Raw genomic sequence first — 16559 nt, 5'->3', positions numbered from 1 at the left:
GGCCGGCATAAAAAGGCAGGCATAAAAAAGGGCTCCTCGAAGGAGCCCCTGGGCCGTAGCCCGCCGTCCGGGAAGGACGTGCATGGTGATCAGGTTGTTACGAAATCAGATTGTCGTGTCGGAATAAGTGCCCTGTGTCAGCCGACGGCGTGAAGTTCGTTGAGTCTGTGGATTCCCGCAGTGCCGGTCATACCGTCCCAGTTGTCGCCGCGTCCTTCTCGCCAGCCGTTGATCCAGGCTTGACGTACCGACGGTAGAGTAAATGGGCAAAGCTCACGGGATTTGCCACCAACGCCATATTGATATCCGCGCAAAAATGCTCTTTCCAACGGATCACGCTTAAGTCTTCTCATAGGGTGTTTCCCTCACTTGTTGACTGTTTTTGTCGCGTCGACCTCAATTGAGGTCTGGCAGAAAAACTCTGCCGTTGGCGGCTCGCTGCCGGCGTGGCGAGCCAAGGTGTTGACGCCGTTGCGACGTCAACCTGTGTCCAGTTCTAACCAATGAGTCACATCGATGGAATGACCGTTTTGTCATAAGGACGTAACGAAAAAGATGCTATGGCCATAAGTAACCGCGTATTTATCCAGCGTTTATTGGCCAAACCCCGGTATGATCGGCCCCGCGCTGGATGATGAGGTTAATCCTTTAGTGAGAATGACCCACGTTTACGCTGGGGTACTAATCGACGAAGGGTTGCTTTGAGTCATTTTGTTGCTTCAACTTTTTTATCTGTCCCGGCATCTAAGCTCTTTTAACCCGAGCAGCGGGGATGGAACGGCACACCTTCGTGCCACGCGGGCGCTCTTGTAGAAAAGCGCCTGATTGAAAACCGGACCGGCAATGCGTTGCCGGTTCATCAGCCAAAGGCTCTGGAAAAACCATGTCCGACCGTTTCGAACTCTTCCTCACTTGCCCCAAAGGCCTTGAAGGCCTGCTCATCGAGGAAGCCGTCGGGCTTGGCCTTGAAGAGGCCCGCGAACACACCTCCGCCGTGCGTGGCATGGCGACCATGGAAACCGCTTATCGCCTGTGCCTCTGGTCGCGTCTGGCCAACCGGGTGCTGCTGGTGCTCAAGCGCTTCCCGATGAAAAACGCCGGAGACCTGTATCACGGCGTACTCGACGTCGACTGGCAGGACCACATGCTGGCCGACGGCACCCTGGCGGTGGAATTCAGCGGTCATGGTTCGGGCATCGACAACACTCACTTCGGCGCCCTGAAGGTCAAGGACGCCATCGTCGACAAACTGCGCACCCCGCAGGGCGACCGTCCAAGCATCGACAAGCTCAACCCGGACCTGCGCATTCACCTGCGTCTGGATCGCGGCGAAGCGATTCTGTCCCTCGACCTGTCCGGCCACAGCCTGCACCAGCGCGGTTACCGCTTGCAGCAGGGCGCCGCGCCGCTGAAGGAAAACCTGGCGGCAGCGATCCTGATCCGTTCCGGCTGGCCGCGCATCGCCGCCGAAGGTGGCGCGCTGGCTGACCCGATGTGCGGTGTCGGCACGTTCCTGGTCGAAGCCGGCATGATCGCCGCCGACATGGCGCCGAACCTGCGTCGCGAACAGTGGGGCTTTACCGCCTGGCTGGGCCACGTGCCGGCGCTGTGGAAAAAACTCCATGAAGAAGCCGTCGAGCGCGCCGCTGCCGGTCTGGCCAAACCGCCGCTGTGGATCCGTGGTTATGAAGCCGACCCACGCCTGATCCAGCCGGGCCGCAACAACGTCGAACGCGCCGGCCTGAGCGAGTGGATCAAGATCTATCAGGGCGAAGTCGCGACCTTCGAACCGCGTCCGGACCAGAACCAGAAAGGTCTGGTCATCTGCAACCCGCCGTACGGCGAGCGTCTGGGTGATGAAGCCAGTCTGTTGTACCTCTACCAGAACCTCGGCGAGCGTCTGCGTCAGGCCTGCCTGAACTGGGAAGCGGCGGTGTTCACCGGCGCGCCGGACCTGGGCAAACGCATGGGGATTCGCAGCCACAAACAGTATTCGTTCTGGAACGGCGCGCTGCCGTGCAAGCTGCTGTTGATCAAGGTCCTGCCGGATCAGTTCGTCACCGGCGAGCGCCGCACCCCGGAGCAGCGTCAGGCCGAGCGCGAGCAAGCGGCCTACGATCAGACGCCGAACGAGCCGCAAGAGCGCAGGTTCAACAAGAACGGCAATCCGATCAAACCGACGCCGGCCCCGGCGCCAGTGATCGAGCAACCACGCCTGAGCGAAGGCGGGCAGATGTTTGCCAACCGCCTGCAGAAGAACCTCAAGGCCATGAGCAAGTGGGTCAAGCGCGAAGGCATCGACTGCTACCGCGTCTACGATGCGGACATGCCGGAATACGCCATGGCCATCGACCTGTACCACGACTGGGTACACGTTCAGGAATATGCCGCGCCGAAGTCTATTGACCCGGAAAAAGCCTCGATCCGCATGTTCGACGCGCTGGCGGCCATCCCGCAGGCGCTGAACATCGACAAGAGCCGCGTGGTGGTCAAGCGCCGCGAGCGTCAGAGCGGCACCAAGCAGTACGAGCGTCAGGCGGCTCAGGGCAAGTTCAATGAAGTGACTGAGGGCGGCGTCAAGTTGCTGGTCAACCTCACCGATTACCTCGACACCGGGCTGTTCCTCGATCACCGGCCGATGCGCATGCGGATTCAGAAAGAGGCCGCCGGCAAGCGCTTCCTCAACCTGTTCTGCTACACCGCGACCGCCAGTGTGCACGCTGCCAAGGGTGGCGCGCGCAGCACCACCAGCGTCGACCTGTCGAAAACCTACCTCGACTGGGCGCGCCGCAACCTTTCGCTCAACGGTTTCTCCGACAAGAACCGTCTGGAGCAGGGCGATGTGATGGCGTGGCTGGAAAATTGCCGCGAAGAGTACGACCTGATCTTCATCGATCCGCCGACGTTCTCCAACTCCAAGCGCATGGAAGGCATCTTCGACGTGCAGCGAGATCAGGTGCAGTTGATCGACCTGGCCATGGCGCGTCTGGCCAGCGGCGGGGTGTTGTATTTCTCCAACAACTTCCGCAAGTTCCAGCTCGAAGACAACCTGGCCGAGCGTTACGCGGTCGAGGAAATCACCGCCAGCACCATCGACCCGGATTTCGCCCGTAACGGCAAGATCCACCGCGCCTGGAAAATCACGGCTCGTTGACACTCTGCAACATTGGATCCACAGAGCCTTGATTTTTAAAGGCTCTTGGATCCGTTCAGAACTAGCCAAATTAGTGGCTAATAGCTATAACTCACACACGGCCGATGGGGTTTTTCCCGCAGATGCTGACGTAGTGAGTGGCTTTTATGTCGTTGCACCCCGTGCGCCCGAAGATATTGGGTTTTATCAGCGAAGAAGTCTCGGCCTGGCTGGTCGCGCTGCTGGTATTGCTCGCCGGCGGGATTCTCACGGGGCTGCTCGCCTGGGGCACCCTCAATCAGTTTCATAGCCAGTTGCGCCAACGCTTTCAGCTGCTGGCCAACGAGCGCTACAGCCGCATCGAAGAACGTTTTCAGGATCAGGAGCAACGCCTCGATGGCCTGCGCCGGTTCTTCGCCAACTCCGAATCGGTGTCCCGCGCCGAATTCGACGGCTACACCCAACCTTTATTACTGCGCACCCAGGCCTATTCGTTCGCCCTGCGGGTGAGCGGCGCCGAGCGTGCAGCCTTTGAACAGCGGGCGCGGGATGAAGGCCTGAGCACCTTCAGCGTGCGCGAACTCAACGCGCGCGGCGAGCTGCAACTGGCTTCGGCCCGCGATGAATACGTAGTGGTGTTGTACAGCCAGACCCAGAGCCGGCTTGGCGCGCCGCTGGGTTACGACTTGCTGGCCCAGCCATTGCGCCGCTCGACCCTTGAACGCGCCGACCAGCTACGCGGTCTGGCGGTGTCGCAGCCCATGCATCTGGTCGGTATCGAGCCGGCTTACGCACGCGGCGTATTGTTGGTGGCACCGCTGCTGCGCGAAGGGGAATCCAGATCATATGGCTATGTGATGGCTGTCATCAGCATGCGACAGCTGCTGGCAGACGGCTTGCCGGATGCACTTCATGACTATCTGTCGGTACGCATCCTCGATCTGTCCACCAACGATCAGCATGAAGTGTTGTTCGAGTCGACCAATGAACCGGTGCCGAGCGATCTGTCGGCTACGCGATTGGTGCGCATGGCTGATCACGACTATCAGGTGGATATCCTGCCCAGCGAAGCGTTCATGCAGGCCAACCATTCTGCGGTGGGCAGCGTGGTGGTGCTGGGCGGGTTGCTCAGTCTGCTGTTGAGTGCGCTGCTTTATGTGCTGGTCAGTCAGCGCCAGCGCGCGTTGCGCATGGTCGAGTTGCGTACTCAGGAGCTGCATGAACGCGAACAGGAACTGCGCGGCACCCACGGCCAGTTGCGCGGAGTGCTCAACGCGGCCACCCAAGTGGCAATCATCGCCACCGACCTGCGCGGTGTGATCAACACGTTCAACCCCGGCGCCGAGCAGATGCTCGGTTATCTCAGCAACGAAGTGGTCGGCCACATGACCCTGGAAAACCTGCACTTTCCCCGGGAACTGGTGGCCCGCGCGGCGGAGCTCAGCGCCCGCTATGGCAAGACCATTCCGACCTGCCAGGCGATGCTGGTGGAGGGTGGCGAAGTCGGCGGGCACGAGGCGCGCGAGTGGACGCTGGTGCGCAAGGACGGCAGCCACATTCCAGTGAACATGCTGGCCACGCCGGTGCTGGACGAGCAGGGGCTGTGGGTCGGGCACCTGGCGATCTGCATCGACATCACCGAACGCAAGCGCGTGCACGAAGCGCTGGCCGCGCGGGATGTGCTGTTGAAAAAGCTCAGCGCCCATGTTCCCGGCGGGATCTATCAATTCAAAATGGAGTTCGACGGACGCTTCAGCGTGATCTACGCCAGCGACGGTATCCGCGAAATCTACGAGCTCGAGCCGGATGTGCTGCTGCTCAACGCCGAAGCGATTTTCACCCGTATCCATCCGCAGGACGTCAGCCGCGTGCGCAAGTCGATCCGCGCTTCGGCGGACAATCTCAGTCCGTGGCGCGAGGAATACCGCGTGCAATTACCCGGGCGCGGCCTGCGCTGGGTTCGCGGCGAGGCGACGCCGGAGGAGCTGCCGGGCGGCGGCGTGCTGTGGCACGGCTATATTTCCGACATTTCCGACCTGAAACGGGTGGAAGAAGAATTGCGCGCGCTGTCGGTGACCGATTCCCTGACCGGCATTCACAACCGGCGCTATTTCCAGGAGCGCCTGACCACCGAGATGGCGCGGGTCGAGCGTGGCGGTGGCGAGTTGTCAGTGATCATGCTCGACATCGACCACTTCAAACGGATCAACGATCAGTACGGTCACGCGGTGGGCGACCGCGTGTTGCAGGCGGTTTGCGAGCGCATCGGTCACCGGCTGCGGCGTACCGACGTGTTCTGCCGGTTGGGCGGCGAAGAGTTCATGGTGCTGTGCCCGGACATCGACGGCGAACACGCCCACATGCTGGCCGAGGAGTTATGGCACAGCCTGCGCAGTGCGCCGATCGACGTGGTGGGGGTGGTGACGGCCAGTTTCGGGATTGCCAGCTGGCGACCGGGGGAGGGCGCGGATGCGCTGTTGTTGCGGGCGGATTCCGGGGTGTATGCGGCGAAGCAGGGCGGACGGGATCGGGTCGAGCGGCAGATGAACTGAGCCCCTCTGCCACCTGATCGTTCCCACGCTCTGCGTGGGAATGCCTCCCCGGGGACGCTCCGCGTCCAGTGACGCAGAGCGTCACGGGCTGTATTCCCACGCGGACGGTTCGACGCCTCGACGTGGGAACAATCAGGTTTGGGGGGGGGGCGGCAGTTTCGGCTGTGATGATTGTTCCCACGCAGAGCGTGGGAACAATCAATTACGGGGATTACAGAACCGAAGCAGTCTGCGGCGTCCGCGGCTGTTTATAGAGATCCAGCAGCACCTGATCCAGCACCGACGACGCGCCGAACGGGGCCTTGTCGTTGAGGATCGCCACCACCGCCCAAGTGTTGCCGTTGACGTCGCGGCTGAAGCCGGCGATTGCCCGTACGGTGTTCAGGGTGCCGGTCTTGACGTGGGCTTCGCCGCGCATCGCGGTGGTCTTCAGGCGTTTGCGCATGGTGCCGTCAGTGCCCGCGATCGGCAGTGAACTGATGTACTCGGCAGCATATGGGCTGTGCCAGGCCGCTTGCAGCATGTTGGCCATTTCCCGGGCGCTGACCCGCTCGGAACGCGACAGACCGGAACCGTTCTCCATCACCAGATGCGGCGCGGTGATGCCTTTCTTCGCCAGCCACTGACGCACCACGCGTTGCGCGGCCTTGGCGTCATCGCCGTCGGCGTCGTTGCGGAATTTCTGGCCCAGGCTCAGGAACAGCTGTTGAGCCATGGTGTTGTTACTGTACTTGTTGATGTCGCGGATGATTTCCGCCAGATCCGGCGAGAACGCGCGGGCCAGCACTTTGGCGCTGCTCGGCGTCGGGGCCAGACGATCCTTGCCCTGGATGCTGCCGCCCAGTTCCTTCCAGATCGCCCGCACGGCGCCGGCGGTGTAGGTCGCGTGGTCGAGCAGCGACAGATAAGTCTGCGAGCTGCAGCCTTCGCCCAACTGGCCGGCCACGGTTACGGTCACGCTGCCATCGGCCTGCGGCACCGGGTTGTAGCGCACGCCGCCGGTGCATTGTTTGGAGTTGAGCGCTTTGACGGTGTTTTCGATGTTGATGCTGGCAATCGGCGGCTCGACCGAGATCAATACCCGGCCGTTGTCATTGCGAGCCACGAAACGCAGGGCCTTGAGGTTGACCAGCAGCGAATCCGGCTTGACCAGGAACGGCTTGTTCTCGTCGTTGCCGTCATCGTTGAATTCCGGCAGTTGCGGCTGCACGAAGAAGCTGCGGTCCAGTACCAGATCACCGGTGACCTGGGTTACGCCGTTGGCACGCAGGTCGCGCATCAGCAGCCAGAGTTTTTCCATGTTCAGCTTCGGATCGCCACCACCCTTGAGGTAGAGGTTGCCGTTGAGGATCCCGCCGTTCAGGTCGCCGTCGGTGTAAAACTCGGTTTTCCACTGATGGTTGGGGCCGAGCATTTCCAGCGCCGCGTAAGTGGTGACCAGCTTCATGGTCGAGGCAGGGTTGACCGACACGTCGGCGTTGTACACGGTCGGCGTGCCCGGACCGTCCAGTGGCACCATCACCAGCGACAGGGCAGTGGGCTGCAGCTTGCTGGCCTTGAGGGCTTTTTCGACGTTGGGGGTCAGGGCGGTGTTGATGGTGGCAGCGGAGACGGGCAAGGCCAGCGGCAGAAGAAGACCGGCCAGGAGCAGAGGACGCAACGATTTGATCATATGAAATAAAACCCTACAGCCGAGGGGAAAAAAGACGAGGACATGGATGAAAAGGCCCTCAGTGGTCATGAAAGTGTCGGCATTATGCCCCAAGCTGTTACAGCTTGTGCCTTTCGCAAGGGCGCCAATTCGTTATTTTTTTACAGGCGGTCGCACGCACGTTCCAGAGAGTCGGGCAATCGCCGGCTTAAACTGGTAAAGTGCCGGCCGTTATTACTTAAGAGGATTGTTCCAATGGCGACTAACCGTTCCCAGCGTCTGCGCAAAAAACTGTGCGTCGATGAATTTCAAGAGCTGGGTTTCGAACTGAACCTGGGCTTCAAAGAAGACCTGTCCGAAGAAGCCATTGACGCTTTCCTCGAAGCATTCATCAAAGAAGCCATGGAAGCCAACGGTCTGGGCTATGTCGGCGGCGACGACTTCGGTCTGGTTTGCCTGCAGAAGCGCGGCTCGGTCACCGAAGAGCAGCGCGCTGCTGTTGAAGCCTGGTTGAAAACCCGCTCCGAGCTGACCAGCACTGAAATCAGCCCGCTGCTGGACGTCTGGTATCCGGAAAAGCCGATCAACGCGGCCAAGTGATACTGAAAAAAACGGCGACCCGAGGGTCGCCGTTTTTTTATGCCTGCTTTTTATTCAGGCCTCAAGCCTTGCGCCAGTTGAGGATCAGCAAGGTCAACACCCCCGCGACAATCCCCCAGAACGCTGAACCGATGGAAAACAACGTCAGCCCCGACGCCGTGACCATGAACGTGATCAGCGCTGCTTCCCGTTCCTTCACCTCGGTCATGGCGATGCTCAAGCCGTTGATGATCGAACCGAACAGCGCCAGCGCAGCGATCGACAGCACCAGTTCCTTGGGCAGCGCGGCGAACAGCGCCGCCAGCGTGGCGCCGAACACCCCGGCAATCCCGTAGAAAATCCCGCACCACACCGCTGCGGTGTAGCGTTTGTTGCGATCCTCATGGGCATGGGGCCCGGTGCAGATCGCCGCGCTGATGGCCGCCAGGTTGATGCCGTGGGAGCCGAACGGCGCCAGCAGCAGGGACGCGATGCCGGTGGCGGTGATCAGCGGCGAGGCCGGGACGTTGTAGCCGTCGGCCCGTAACACGGCGATGCCGGGCATGTTCTGCGAGGTCATCGCTACGACAAACAGCGGAATGCCGATGCTGATGGTCGCGGCCAGGGAAAAGTGCGGCGTGGTCCAGACCGGTGTCGCCACTTCCAGATGAAAGCCGCTGAAGTCCAGCAAACCCATGAAGCCCGACAGCGCGGTGCCGATCAGCAGCGCAGCGAGCACCGCATAACGCGGCGACAGGCGTTTGACGATGAGATACGTGAAGAACATCCCCAGCACCAGGCCGGTGCGGTGCTGTGCCGCGACGAAGATTTCACTGCCGATCTTGAACAGGATCCCCGCCAGCAGCGCGGCGGCGAGGGAGGCCGGGATCTTTTTCACCAGCCGTTCGAAGCTGCCGGTCAGGCCGCAGATCGTCACCAGCACGGCGCAGGTAATGTAGGCGCCAATCGCTTCGCCATACGTCACGCCGCCGAGGCTGGTGATCAACAGCGCCGCGCCGGGCGTTGACCACGCAATCGTGATCGGCGTGCGATAGCGCAACGACAGGCCGATCGAGCACACCGCCATGCCGATGGAAATCGCCCAGATCCACGACGAAATCTGCCCGCTGGTCAGGCCCGCCGCCTGTCCGGCCTGGAACATCAGCACCAGCGAGCTGGTGTAGCCGGTCATCATCGCGATGAACCCGGCGACAATGGCGGAGGGCGATGTGTCCGCCAGCGGGCGCAGTCGGGTGTGGGTAATTTCGTTCATGACAGCGGCGTTCCTTGTTCAAGCCACGGATTTCGGGTTTAAGCCTAAACTCAAACGTAACGGAGCGTTGCAATACAGCCGAAGTCGCAAACAGCCGTACAGTCGTGTTGCCACCTTCCATTGTGTACAATCGCGCTGTTTTTTACGCGATACTTGCCAGCGACCCACTGTGCCGTATTACAGTCACGGTCAATTCGCCGCCGTTCTTCCCGACTCGAGTGCCCATGAACGAACAGTTGCAACCCCTCAAGAAACAACCGCGAGCAGGCAAAGCCGGCCGCAGCGGAACCCAGGACGATATTGTCTATGCGCATATCTTCGAGGCCATCCTCGAACAGCGTCTGGCGCCCGGCACCAAGTTGAGCGAAGAAGCGCTGGGGGAAATTTTCGGGGTCAGCCGCACCATCATTCGCCGCGCGCTCTCGCGTCTGGCCCATGAAGGCGTGGTGCTGTTGCGGCCGAACCGTGGCGCAGTCGTCGCCAGCCCGAGCGTTGAAGAGGCGCGTCAGGTGTTCCTCGCCCGACGTCTGGTGGAACGCGCGATCACCGAGCTGGCGGTGCAACACGCCACCGCCGAGCAGATTGCCGAACTGCGCCAGATGGTCAACGACGAACGCGACAGCTTCTCCCGTGGCGATCGCGGCGCCGGCATCCGTCTCTCCGGCGAATTCCACCTGAAACTGGCCGAAGCGGCGAAGAACGCGCCGTTGATCAGCTTCCAGCGCAGTCTGGTTTCGCAGACGTCGCTGATCATTGCCCAGTATGAAAGCGGCAACCGCTCGCACTGTTCCTACGACGAGCACACCCAGTTGATTGACGCCATCGAAGCGCGCAACGGCGAGCTGGCGGTGGACCTGATGATGCATCACATGGATCACATCGACAGCAAGCTCAACCTCGACGAGGAAAGCGCTTCGGACGATCTGCATGCAGTGTTCTCGCACCTGTTGCAGACCAAGAAGCCGGGGCGGCCGGCGGTCAAGCTCTGAGGCGAATCGACAGGCAATAAAAATCCCCCGGACTGCAAAGTACCGGGGGATTTTTTTTGTCCGTCTGATCGTTCCCACGCTCTGCGTGGGAATGTCTCTGGGGACGCTCCGCGTCCAGTGACGCGGAGCGTCACGGGCTGCATTCCCACGCAGAGCGTGGGAACGATCGAGCAATCAGTTAGCGCTGGTGTACCAGCGCACCTGCTGCATAAGTCTGAGCCACAGTGCGGTCATCGCCCAGGGTCATCAGTACAAACAGCGTCTCGGCAATGTTGTTGGCCTGCTTCAAGCGGTAGCTCAGCAGCGGCGTAGCGTTGTAGTCCAGCACCAGGAAGTCGGCGTCGGAGCCCGGTTGCAGGTTGCCGATCCTGTCTTCCAGACGAAGTGCCCGCGCGCCGCCGAGGGTGGCGAGGTACAGCGACTTGAACGGGCTCAGGCGCGCACCTTGCAGCTGCATCACCTTGTAGGCTTCGTTCAGGGTTTGCAGCAGCGAGAAACTGGTGCCGCCGCCGACGTCAGTCCCGAGGCCGACGTTCAGTTTGTGCTTCTCGGCCATCGGCAGGTTGAACAGGCCGCTGCCGAGGAAGAAGTTCGAGGTCGGGCAGAACGCGACTGCCGAACCGGTCTGCGCCAGGCGCGCGCATTCGTCATCGCACAGGTGCACGCCATGGGCGAACACCGAACGCTCGCCGAGCAATTGATAGTGGTCGTAGACGTCCAGATAGCCCTTGCGCTCCGGGAACAGCTCCTTGACCCACTCGACTTCCTTGAGGTTTTCGCTGATGTGGGTCTGCATGTACAGATCCGGGTATTCGCTGAGCAACTGGCCGGCGAGGGTCAGCTGTTCCGGGGTGCTGGTCGGGGCGAAACGCGGGGTGACTGCATAGTGCAGACGACCCTTGCCGTGCCAGCGCTCGATCAGCGCCTTGCTGTCAACGTAGCTCGATTCCGGGGTGTCGGTCAGGTAGTCCGGCGCGTTGCGGTCCATCATCACCTTGCCGGCGATCATCCGCAGGTCCAGCTTCTCGGCCGCTTCGAAGAACGAGTTCACCGATTGCGGGTGCACGCTGCCGAACACCAGCGCGGTGGTGGTGCCGTTGCGCAACAGTTCCTTGATGAAAATATCCGCCACTTCATCGGCGTGGGCCTTGTCGGCGAACTGGCTTTCGCACGGGAAGGTGTAGGTGTTCAGCCAGTCCAGCAGTTGCTCGCCATAGGCGCCGACCATGCCGGTCTGCGGCAGGTGGATGTGGGTGTCGATGAAGCCCGGGGTGATCAGCGCATCCTTGTGATGGGTGATCTCGATGTCCGCCGGCAGGCTCGGCAGCAGTTCGCTGGCGTGGCCAAGGGCGCTGATCTTGCCGCCATCGACCACCAGCAGGCCGTCCTCGAAATACTCGTAGGAGGCTTCGATGCCGACCTCGGCGGGGTCGGCGATGCTGTGCAGGATGGCGGCGCGGTAGGCTTTGCGAGTCAGAGGCATGAGGGTTCTCTAATCAGTTTGAGGCTTTGAGTGTGGCGGCCCGACTGCGGCGCGAAACCGGCAGCAGTTTGGCAATCGGTTCGGCGCTGGCGGTGTGCTGGCCGAAATTGGCGTTATAGGTGGCGATGATTTCGCCGGCGATGGAGATGGCGATTTCCACAGGCAACTTGCCTTTGACTTCGCCGATGCCCATCGGGCAGCGCATGCGTTGCACGACGCTGGCGTCGAAGCCACGGTCACGCAGGCGGTGTTCGAACTTGGCCCGTTTGGTCTTCGAGCCGATCAGGCCGAACCAGGTGAAGTCGTTGCGCTTGAGGATCGCGGCGGTGAGTTCCAGATCCAGTTGATGGTTGTGGGTCATGACGATGCAGTAGCTGCCGGCGGGCAGGTCGTCGATTTCATCCACAGGCTCCTCGGCGACGATCTTGCGCACGCCGTGGGGAATCTGTTCGGGAAATTCCTCTTCCCGGGAATCGATCCAGCGCACCCGGCAGGGCAGGCTGGCGAGCAGCGGCACCAGCGCGCGGCCGACATGACCGGCGCCGAACACGGCGATCTGTGCCTGCACCTGGCCCATCGGTTCGAACAGCAGCACCGTGGCGCCGCCGCAGCACTGGCCGAGGCTGGCACCGAGACTGAAGCGCTCCAGATGGGTGTCCTGCCTGCCGCTGGCGAGCATCTCGCGGGCGATCTGCATGGCTTTGTATTCCAGGTGCCCGCCACCAATGGTGTCGAACGTCTGGCGGGCGCTGACGACCATCTTCGAGCCGGCATTGCGCGGCGTCGAGCCGAGTTCTTCGATGATCGTCACCAGAACGCAGGGTTCGCCCTGGTTCTGCAGGTCGGCGAGGGCGTCGATCCAGTTGTACATATCTCACCTCTCAGATCGTTCCCACGTCGAGGCGTCGAACCGTCGCGTGGGAATGCATCACTGGACGCTCCGCGTCCGCTGTTCAGGATGCGACGCAGAGCGTCGCGGGCTGCATTCCCACGCAGAGCGTGGGAACGATCATCAAACAACCTCGGTTTCAGCTTCGACGGCTTTCACCGCCTTGAGCTGGCGCATCTGCTCGCAGCCCCACAACACCCGCTCCGGGGTCGCCGGCGCGTCGATCTTCGGCTGATGTTTGTAATCGCCAAGGCTGGCCACCGCATCCTTGATCGCACACCACGCGGCGATGCCGAGCATGAACGGCGGTTCACCCACAGCCTTGGAGTGGAACACCGTGTCTTCCGGGTTCTTGCGGTTTTCCACCAGCTTCACCCGCAGGTCCAGCGGCATGTCCGCCACGGCCGGGATCTTGTAACTGGCCGGGCCGTTGGTCATCAGCTTGCCCTTGTTGTTCCACACCAGTTCTTCCATGGTCAGCCAGCCCATGCCCTGAACGAAACCACCTTCGACCTGGCCGATGTCGATGGCCGGGTTCAGCGAGGCGCCGACGTCGTGGAGGATGTCGGTGCGCAGCATCTTGTACTCGCCGGTCAGGGTGTCGACGATCACTTCGCAGCACGCCGCGCCGAAGGCGAAGTAGTAGAACGGCCGGCCACGGGCCTGGCTGCGGTCGTAGTAGATTTTCGGGGTCTTGTAGAACCCGGTGCTCGACAGCGACACCTGATTGAAATACGCCAGCTGGATCAGCGCTTCGAAGGTCAGGATGTGGTCACGCACCCGTACGTGGCCGTTGTGGAATTCCACGTCTTCTTCGCTGACCTTGTAGTGCCGCGCGGCGAATTCGACCAGCCGCTGCTTGATTGTCTCGGCAGCGTTCTGCGCCGCTTTGCCGTTCAGGTCGGCGCCACTGGAGGCCGCGGTCGGCGAGGTGTTCGGCACTTTGTCGGTGTTGGTCGCGGTAATCTGCACGCGGTCCATTTCCACCTGGAACACTTCGGCCACGACTTGCGCGACTTTGGTGTTCAGACCCTGGCCCATTTCCGTGCCGCCGTGGTTCAGGTGGATGCTGCCGTCGGTGTAGACGTGCACCAGCGCACCGGCCTGGTTGAGGAAGCTGGCGGTGAAGGAAATGCCGAATTTCACCGGGGTCAGCGCCAGGCCTTTTTTCAGGATCGGGCTGTTGGCGTTGTAGCGACGGATCGCTTCGCGGCGCTCGGCGTACTGGCTGCTTTCTTCCAGTTCGGCGGTCATTTCTTCGAGCATGTTGTGCTCGACGGTCTGGTAGTAATGGGTAACGTTGCGCTCGGTCTTGCCGTAGTAGTTGGCCTTGCGCACGGCCAGCGGATCGAGGTTCAGATGACGGGCGATGGCGTCCATCACTTCTTCGATCGCGACCATCCCTTGCGGCCCGCCGAAACCACGGTACGCGGTGTTCGACGCGGTGTTGGTCTTGCAGCGGTGACCGTTGATGGTCGCATCGCCCAGGTAATACGAGTTGTCCGAGTGGAACATCGCCCGGTCGACAATCGAGGCCGACAGATCAGGCGAGCAGCCGCAGTTACCGGCCAGATCCATCGCGATGCCGTGCAGGCGCCCGTTGCTGTCGAAACCGACGTCGTACTCGACGTAGAAAGGGTGACGCTTGCCGGTCATCAGCATGTCTTCGACACGCGGCAGGCGCATCTTGGTCGGCTGGCCGGTGAGGTGCGCGATCACCGCGCACAGGCACGCCGGGCTCGCGGCCTGGGTTTCCTTGCCGCCGAAACCACCGCCCATGCGGCGCATGTCGACCACGATCTTGTTCATCGACACGTCGAGAACTTCGGCCACCAGCTTCTGCACTTCGGTGGGGTTCTGGGTCGAGCAGTAGACGATCATGCCGCCGTCTTCGGTCGGCATCACCGAGGAGATCTGGGTCTCCAGATAGAAGTGTTCCTGACCGCCGATGTGCAGCGTGCCTTGAATCCGGTGTTCAGCCGTGGCCAACGCATTGACTGAATCGCCGCGTTGATGGGTATGGCTGTCGAGCACGAAGTGGCGTTTGCGCAGGGCTTCGACCACGTCCAGCACCGGCTCCAGATCTTCGTATTCGATGATTGCGGCCATGGCGGCCTTGCGGGCGGTTTCCAGATCCTTGGCGGCCACGGCCAGCACTGGCTGACCGACGAACTGCACGTCATCGATGGCCAGCAGCGGATCGCCCGGCAGCAGCGGGCCGATGTCTTTCAAGCCCGGTACGTCTTCATGGGTGATGGCGATGCGCACGCCTTCAAAGGCGTAGCAGGGCTGGGTGTCGATGCTGATGATTTTCGCGTGGGCGCGATCCGACAGCCGCGCGTAAACGTGTAATTGGTTGGGGAATTCCAGGCGGTCATCGATGTATTGCGCTTCACCGGACACATGTTTGGCGGCGCTGTCGTGCTTGACGCTGCGGCCGACGCCGGTGGTCAGGTCTTTGGCGAACAGTTCAGCCAGTTCAGCTTGCGTTTTCTCTACGCCGTGATGGTTAGACATAAGCGGTCACCCGAGTCTCGATGTGCGGTGTTTGCAGTTCGATGAAGTATTTGCGCAGCAGGTTCTGCGCGCTGAGCAGGCGGTATTCCTTGCTGGCGCGGAAGTCCGAGAGCGGGGTGAAATCCTCGCCCAGCGCGGTGCAGGCACGTTCGATCACGGCATTGTTGAACGGCTGGCCGAGCAGCACGGCTTCGCAATGAGCGGCGCGTTTCGGGATCGCGGCCATGCCGCCGAAGGCGACGCGGGCGTCGGTGATCACGCCGTTTTCGATGCGCAGATTGAACGCAGCGCAGACGGCAGAAATGTCATCGTCCAGACGCTTCGAGACTTTGTAGGCGCGGAAGCGCTGCTCAGCCGTGGCGCGAGGGACGATGATCTTCTCGATGAACTCGCTTTCCTGACGCGCGGTGACCCGGTAATCGATGAAGTAATCCTCGAGGGCCAGCGTGCGGCGGGTCTCGCCCTTGCACAGCACAATCTGCGCGCCGAGGGCGATCAGCAGGGGCGGCGAGTCACCGATCGGCGAGGCGTTGCCGATGTTGCCGCCCAAAGTGCCCTGGTTGCGGATCTGCAGGGAGGCGAAGCGGTGCAACAGCTCGCCGAAGTCCGGGTACTCGGCGTTCAACGCTTCGTAGCAGTCGGAGAGGGCGGTGGCGGCGCCGATTTCGATGCGATCCTCGAAGTGCTCGATGCGTTTCATTTCGGCGACGTTGCCGACGTAGATCATCACCGGCAACGTGCGGTGGAACTGCGTGACTTCCAGCGCCAGATCGGTGCCGCCGGCCAGCAGGCGGGCTTGTGGATAAGCGTCGTAAAGATCGGCCAGGTCGGCGACGGTCAGCGGCACCAGGCAGCGTTTGTCGCCGCTGTTGAGTTCGCCGATCGACGTCGGGGCAATGGCTTTGAGGCGGGCGATGGTTTCCGCTTCACGGGCGTCGAACTGATCCGGTTGCTTGGCGCAGCAGGATTGTTCGGCGGCGGCCAGGATCGGTCGGTAGCCGGTGCAGCGGCAAAGGTTGCCGGCCAGCGCTTCGTGGGCCTTGGCCTGATCCGGTGCATCGCTGTTCTTTTGCAGGGCGAACAGCGACATCACGAAACCGGGGGTGCAGAAACCGCACTGCGAACCGTGGCACTCGACCATGGCTTTCTGCACGCTGTGCAGTTCGCCCTTGTGCTTGAGGTCTTCGACGCTGATCAATTGTTTGCCGTGCAGCGACGACACGAACGTCAGGCACGAGTTGAGGCTGCGATAGCGAATGTGTTCGCGGCCATCGTCATCCGTCTGCAACTCGCCGACCACCACCGTACACGCGCCGCAGTCACCGCTGGCGCAGCCTTCTTTGGTGCCGGATTTACCCACGTGTTCGCGCAGGTAGTTGAGCACAGTCAGGTTCGGGTCCAGGGCGTGCTCGCTACGGAGTTCCTGGTTAAGTAAAAACTGGATCACGGAAGGCCTCGCAGACTCATTATTGTTGTTGAGCGACTTGAGCCGA

General features: G+C 61.6%; 11 protein-coding genes. 4 read left to right on the top strand and 7 right to left on the bottom strand.

The window, feature by feature from the left end; translation table 11 throughout:
* Positions 1-137 precede the first annotated feature (137 nt).
* Positions 138-353: a ribosome modulation factor gene (gene rmf, locus ACM6JM_RS22635; RefSeq protein ID WP_003223300.1), complete on the bottom strand. Its 216-nt coding sequence runs from the start codon at positions 351-353 to the stop codon at positions 138-140.
* A gap of 530 nt (positions 354-883) precedes the next feature.
* Between rmf and rlmKL the strand changes: the two genes are divergently transcribed.
* Both rlmKL and ACM6JM_RS22625 read left to right on the top strand, forming a co-directional pair.
* Entirely contained in the window at positions 884-3154 is a 2271-nt protein-coding gene (rlmKL, locus tag ACM6JM_RS22630) for a bifunctional 23S rRNA (guanine(2069)-N(7))-methyltransferase RlmK/23S rRNA (guanine(2445)-N(2))-methyltransferase RlmL (RefSeq protein WP_414882521.1), read from the top strand.
* 146 nt (positions 3155-3300) lie between these two features.
* Positions 3301-5685, top strand: a complete 2385-nt coding sequence (locus ACM6JM_RS22625; RefSeq protein ID WP_414882520.1) for a diguanylate cyclase — start codon at positions 3301-3303, stop codon at positions 5683-5685.
* 211 nt (positions 5686-5896) lie between these two features.
* On the opposite strand, the gene dacB is transcribed toward ACM6JM_RS22625, so the two are convergent.
* The gene (gene dacB / locus ACM6JM_RS22620; protein WP_039770010.1) at positions 5897-7357 is read right to left on the bottom strand and encodes a D-alanyl-D-alanine carboxypeptidase/D-alanyl-D-alanine-endopeptidase; all 1461 of its coding nucleotides are present in this window, start codon (positions 7355-7357) and stop codon (positions 5897-5899) included.
* A gap of 234 nt (positions 7358-7591) precedes the next feature.
* Between dacB and ACM6JM_RS22615 the strand changes: the two genes are divergently transcribed.
* The gene (locus ACM6JM_RS22615) at positions 7592-7936 is read left to right on the top strand and encodes a YggL family protein (protein WP_039770011.1); all 345 of its coding nucleotides are present in this window, start codon (positions 7592-7594) and stop codon (positions 7934-7936) included.
* Between the two features lie 61 nt (positions 7937-7997).
* Here the strand turns inward: ACM6JM_RS22615 and ACM6JM_RS22610 are convergent, their stop codons facing one another.
* The gene (locus ACM6JM_RS22610; RefSeq protein ID WP_039770013.1) at positions 7998-9188 is read right to left on the bottom strand and encodes a benzoate/H(+) symporter BenE family transporter; all 1191 of its coding nucleotides are present in this window, start codon (positions 9186-9188) and stop codon (positions 7998-8000) included.
* 224 nt (positions 9189-9412) lie between these two features.
* On the opposite strand from ACM6JM_RS22610, the gene ACM6JM_RS22605 reads away from it, so the two are divergent.
* A complete protein-coding gene (locus ACM6JM_RS22605) occupies positions 9413-10177 on the top strand; it encodes a GntR family transcriptional regulator (protein ID WP_007952027.1) in 765 nt (254 codons plus the stop codon).
* Between the two features lie 178 nt (positions 10178-10355).
* On the opposite strand, the gene guaD is transcribed toward ACM6JM_RS22605, so the two are convergent.
* From guaD to xdhA, 4 genes are all read right to left on the bottom strand, one after another.
* Entirely contained in the window at positions 10356-11660 is a 1305-nt protein-coding gene (gene guaD / locus ACM6JM_RS22600) for a guanine deaminase (protein ID WP_039770015.1), read from the bottom strand.
* 13 nt (positions 11661-11673) lie between these two features.
* Positions 11674-12531 (bottom strand): xanthine dehydrogenase accessory protein XdhC, encoded by an 858-nt coding sequence (gene xdhC, locus ACM6JM_RS22595; protein ID WP_414882519.1) that lies wholly within the window; start codon positions 12529-12531, stop codon positions 11674-11676.
* 141 nt (positions 12532-12672) lie between these two features.
* Positions 12673-15066: a xanthine dehydrogenase molybdopterin binding subunit gene (gene xdhB, locus ACM6JM_RS22590; protein WP_103386406.1), complete on the bottom strand. Its 2394-nt coding sequence runs from the start codon at positions 15064-15066 to the stop codon at positions 12673-12675.
* Complete coding sequence (xdhA, locus tag ACM6JM_RS22585) at positions 15059-16513, bottom strand: xanthine dehydrogenase small subunit (protein ID WP_064378760.1); 1455 nt, start codon at positions 16511-16513, stop codon at positions 15059-15061. The genes xdhB and xdhA overlap by 8 nt, the downstream gene beginning before the upstream one ends.
* Positions 16514-16559: the final 46 nt, after the last annotated feature.

Origin of the sequence: Pseudomonas sp. IT-P2 (assembly GCF_949767575.1) — a bacterium.
Taxonomy (GTDB): Bacteria; Pseudomonadota; Gammaproteobacteria; order Pseudomonadales; family Pseudomonadaceae; genus Aquipseudomonas; species Aquipseudomonas pharyngis.
This window is presented reverse-complemented; position numbering and strand designations above follow the sequence as displayed.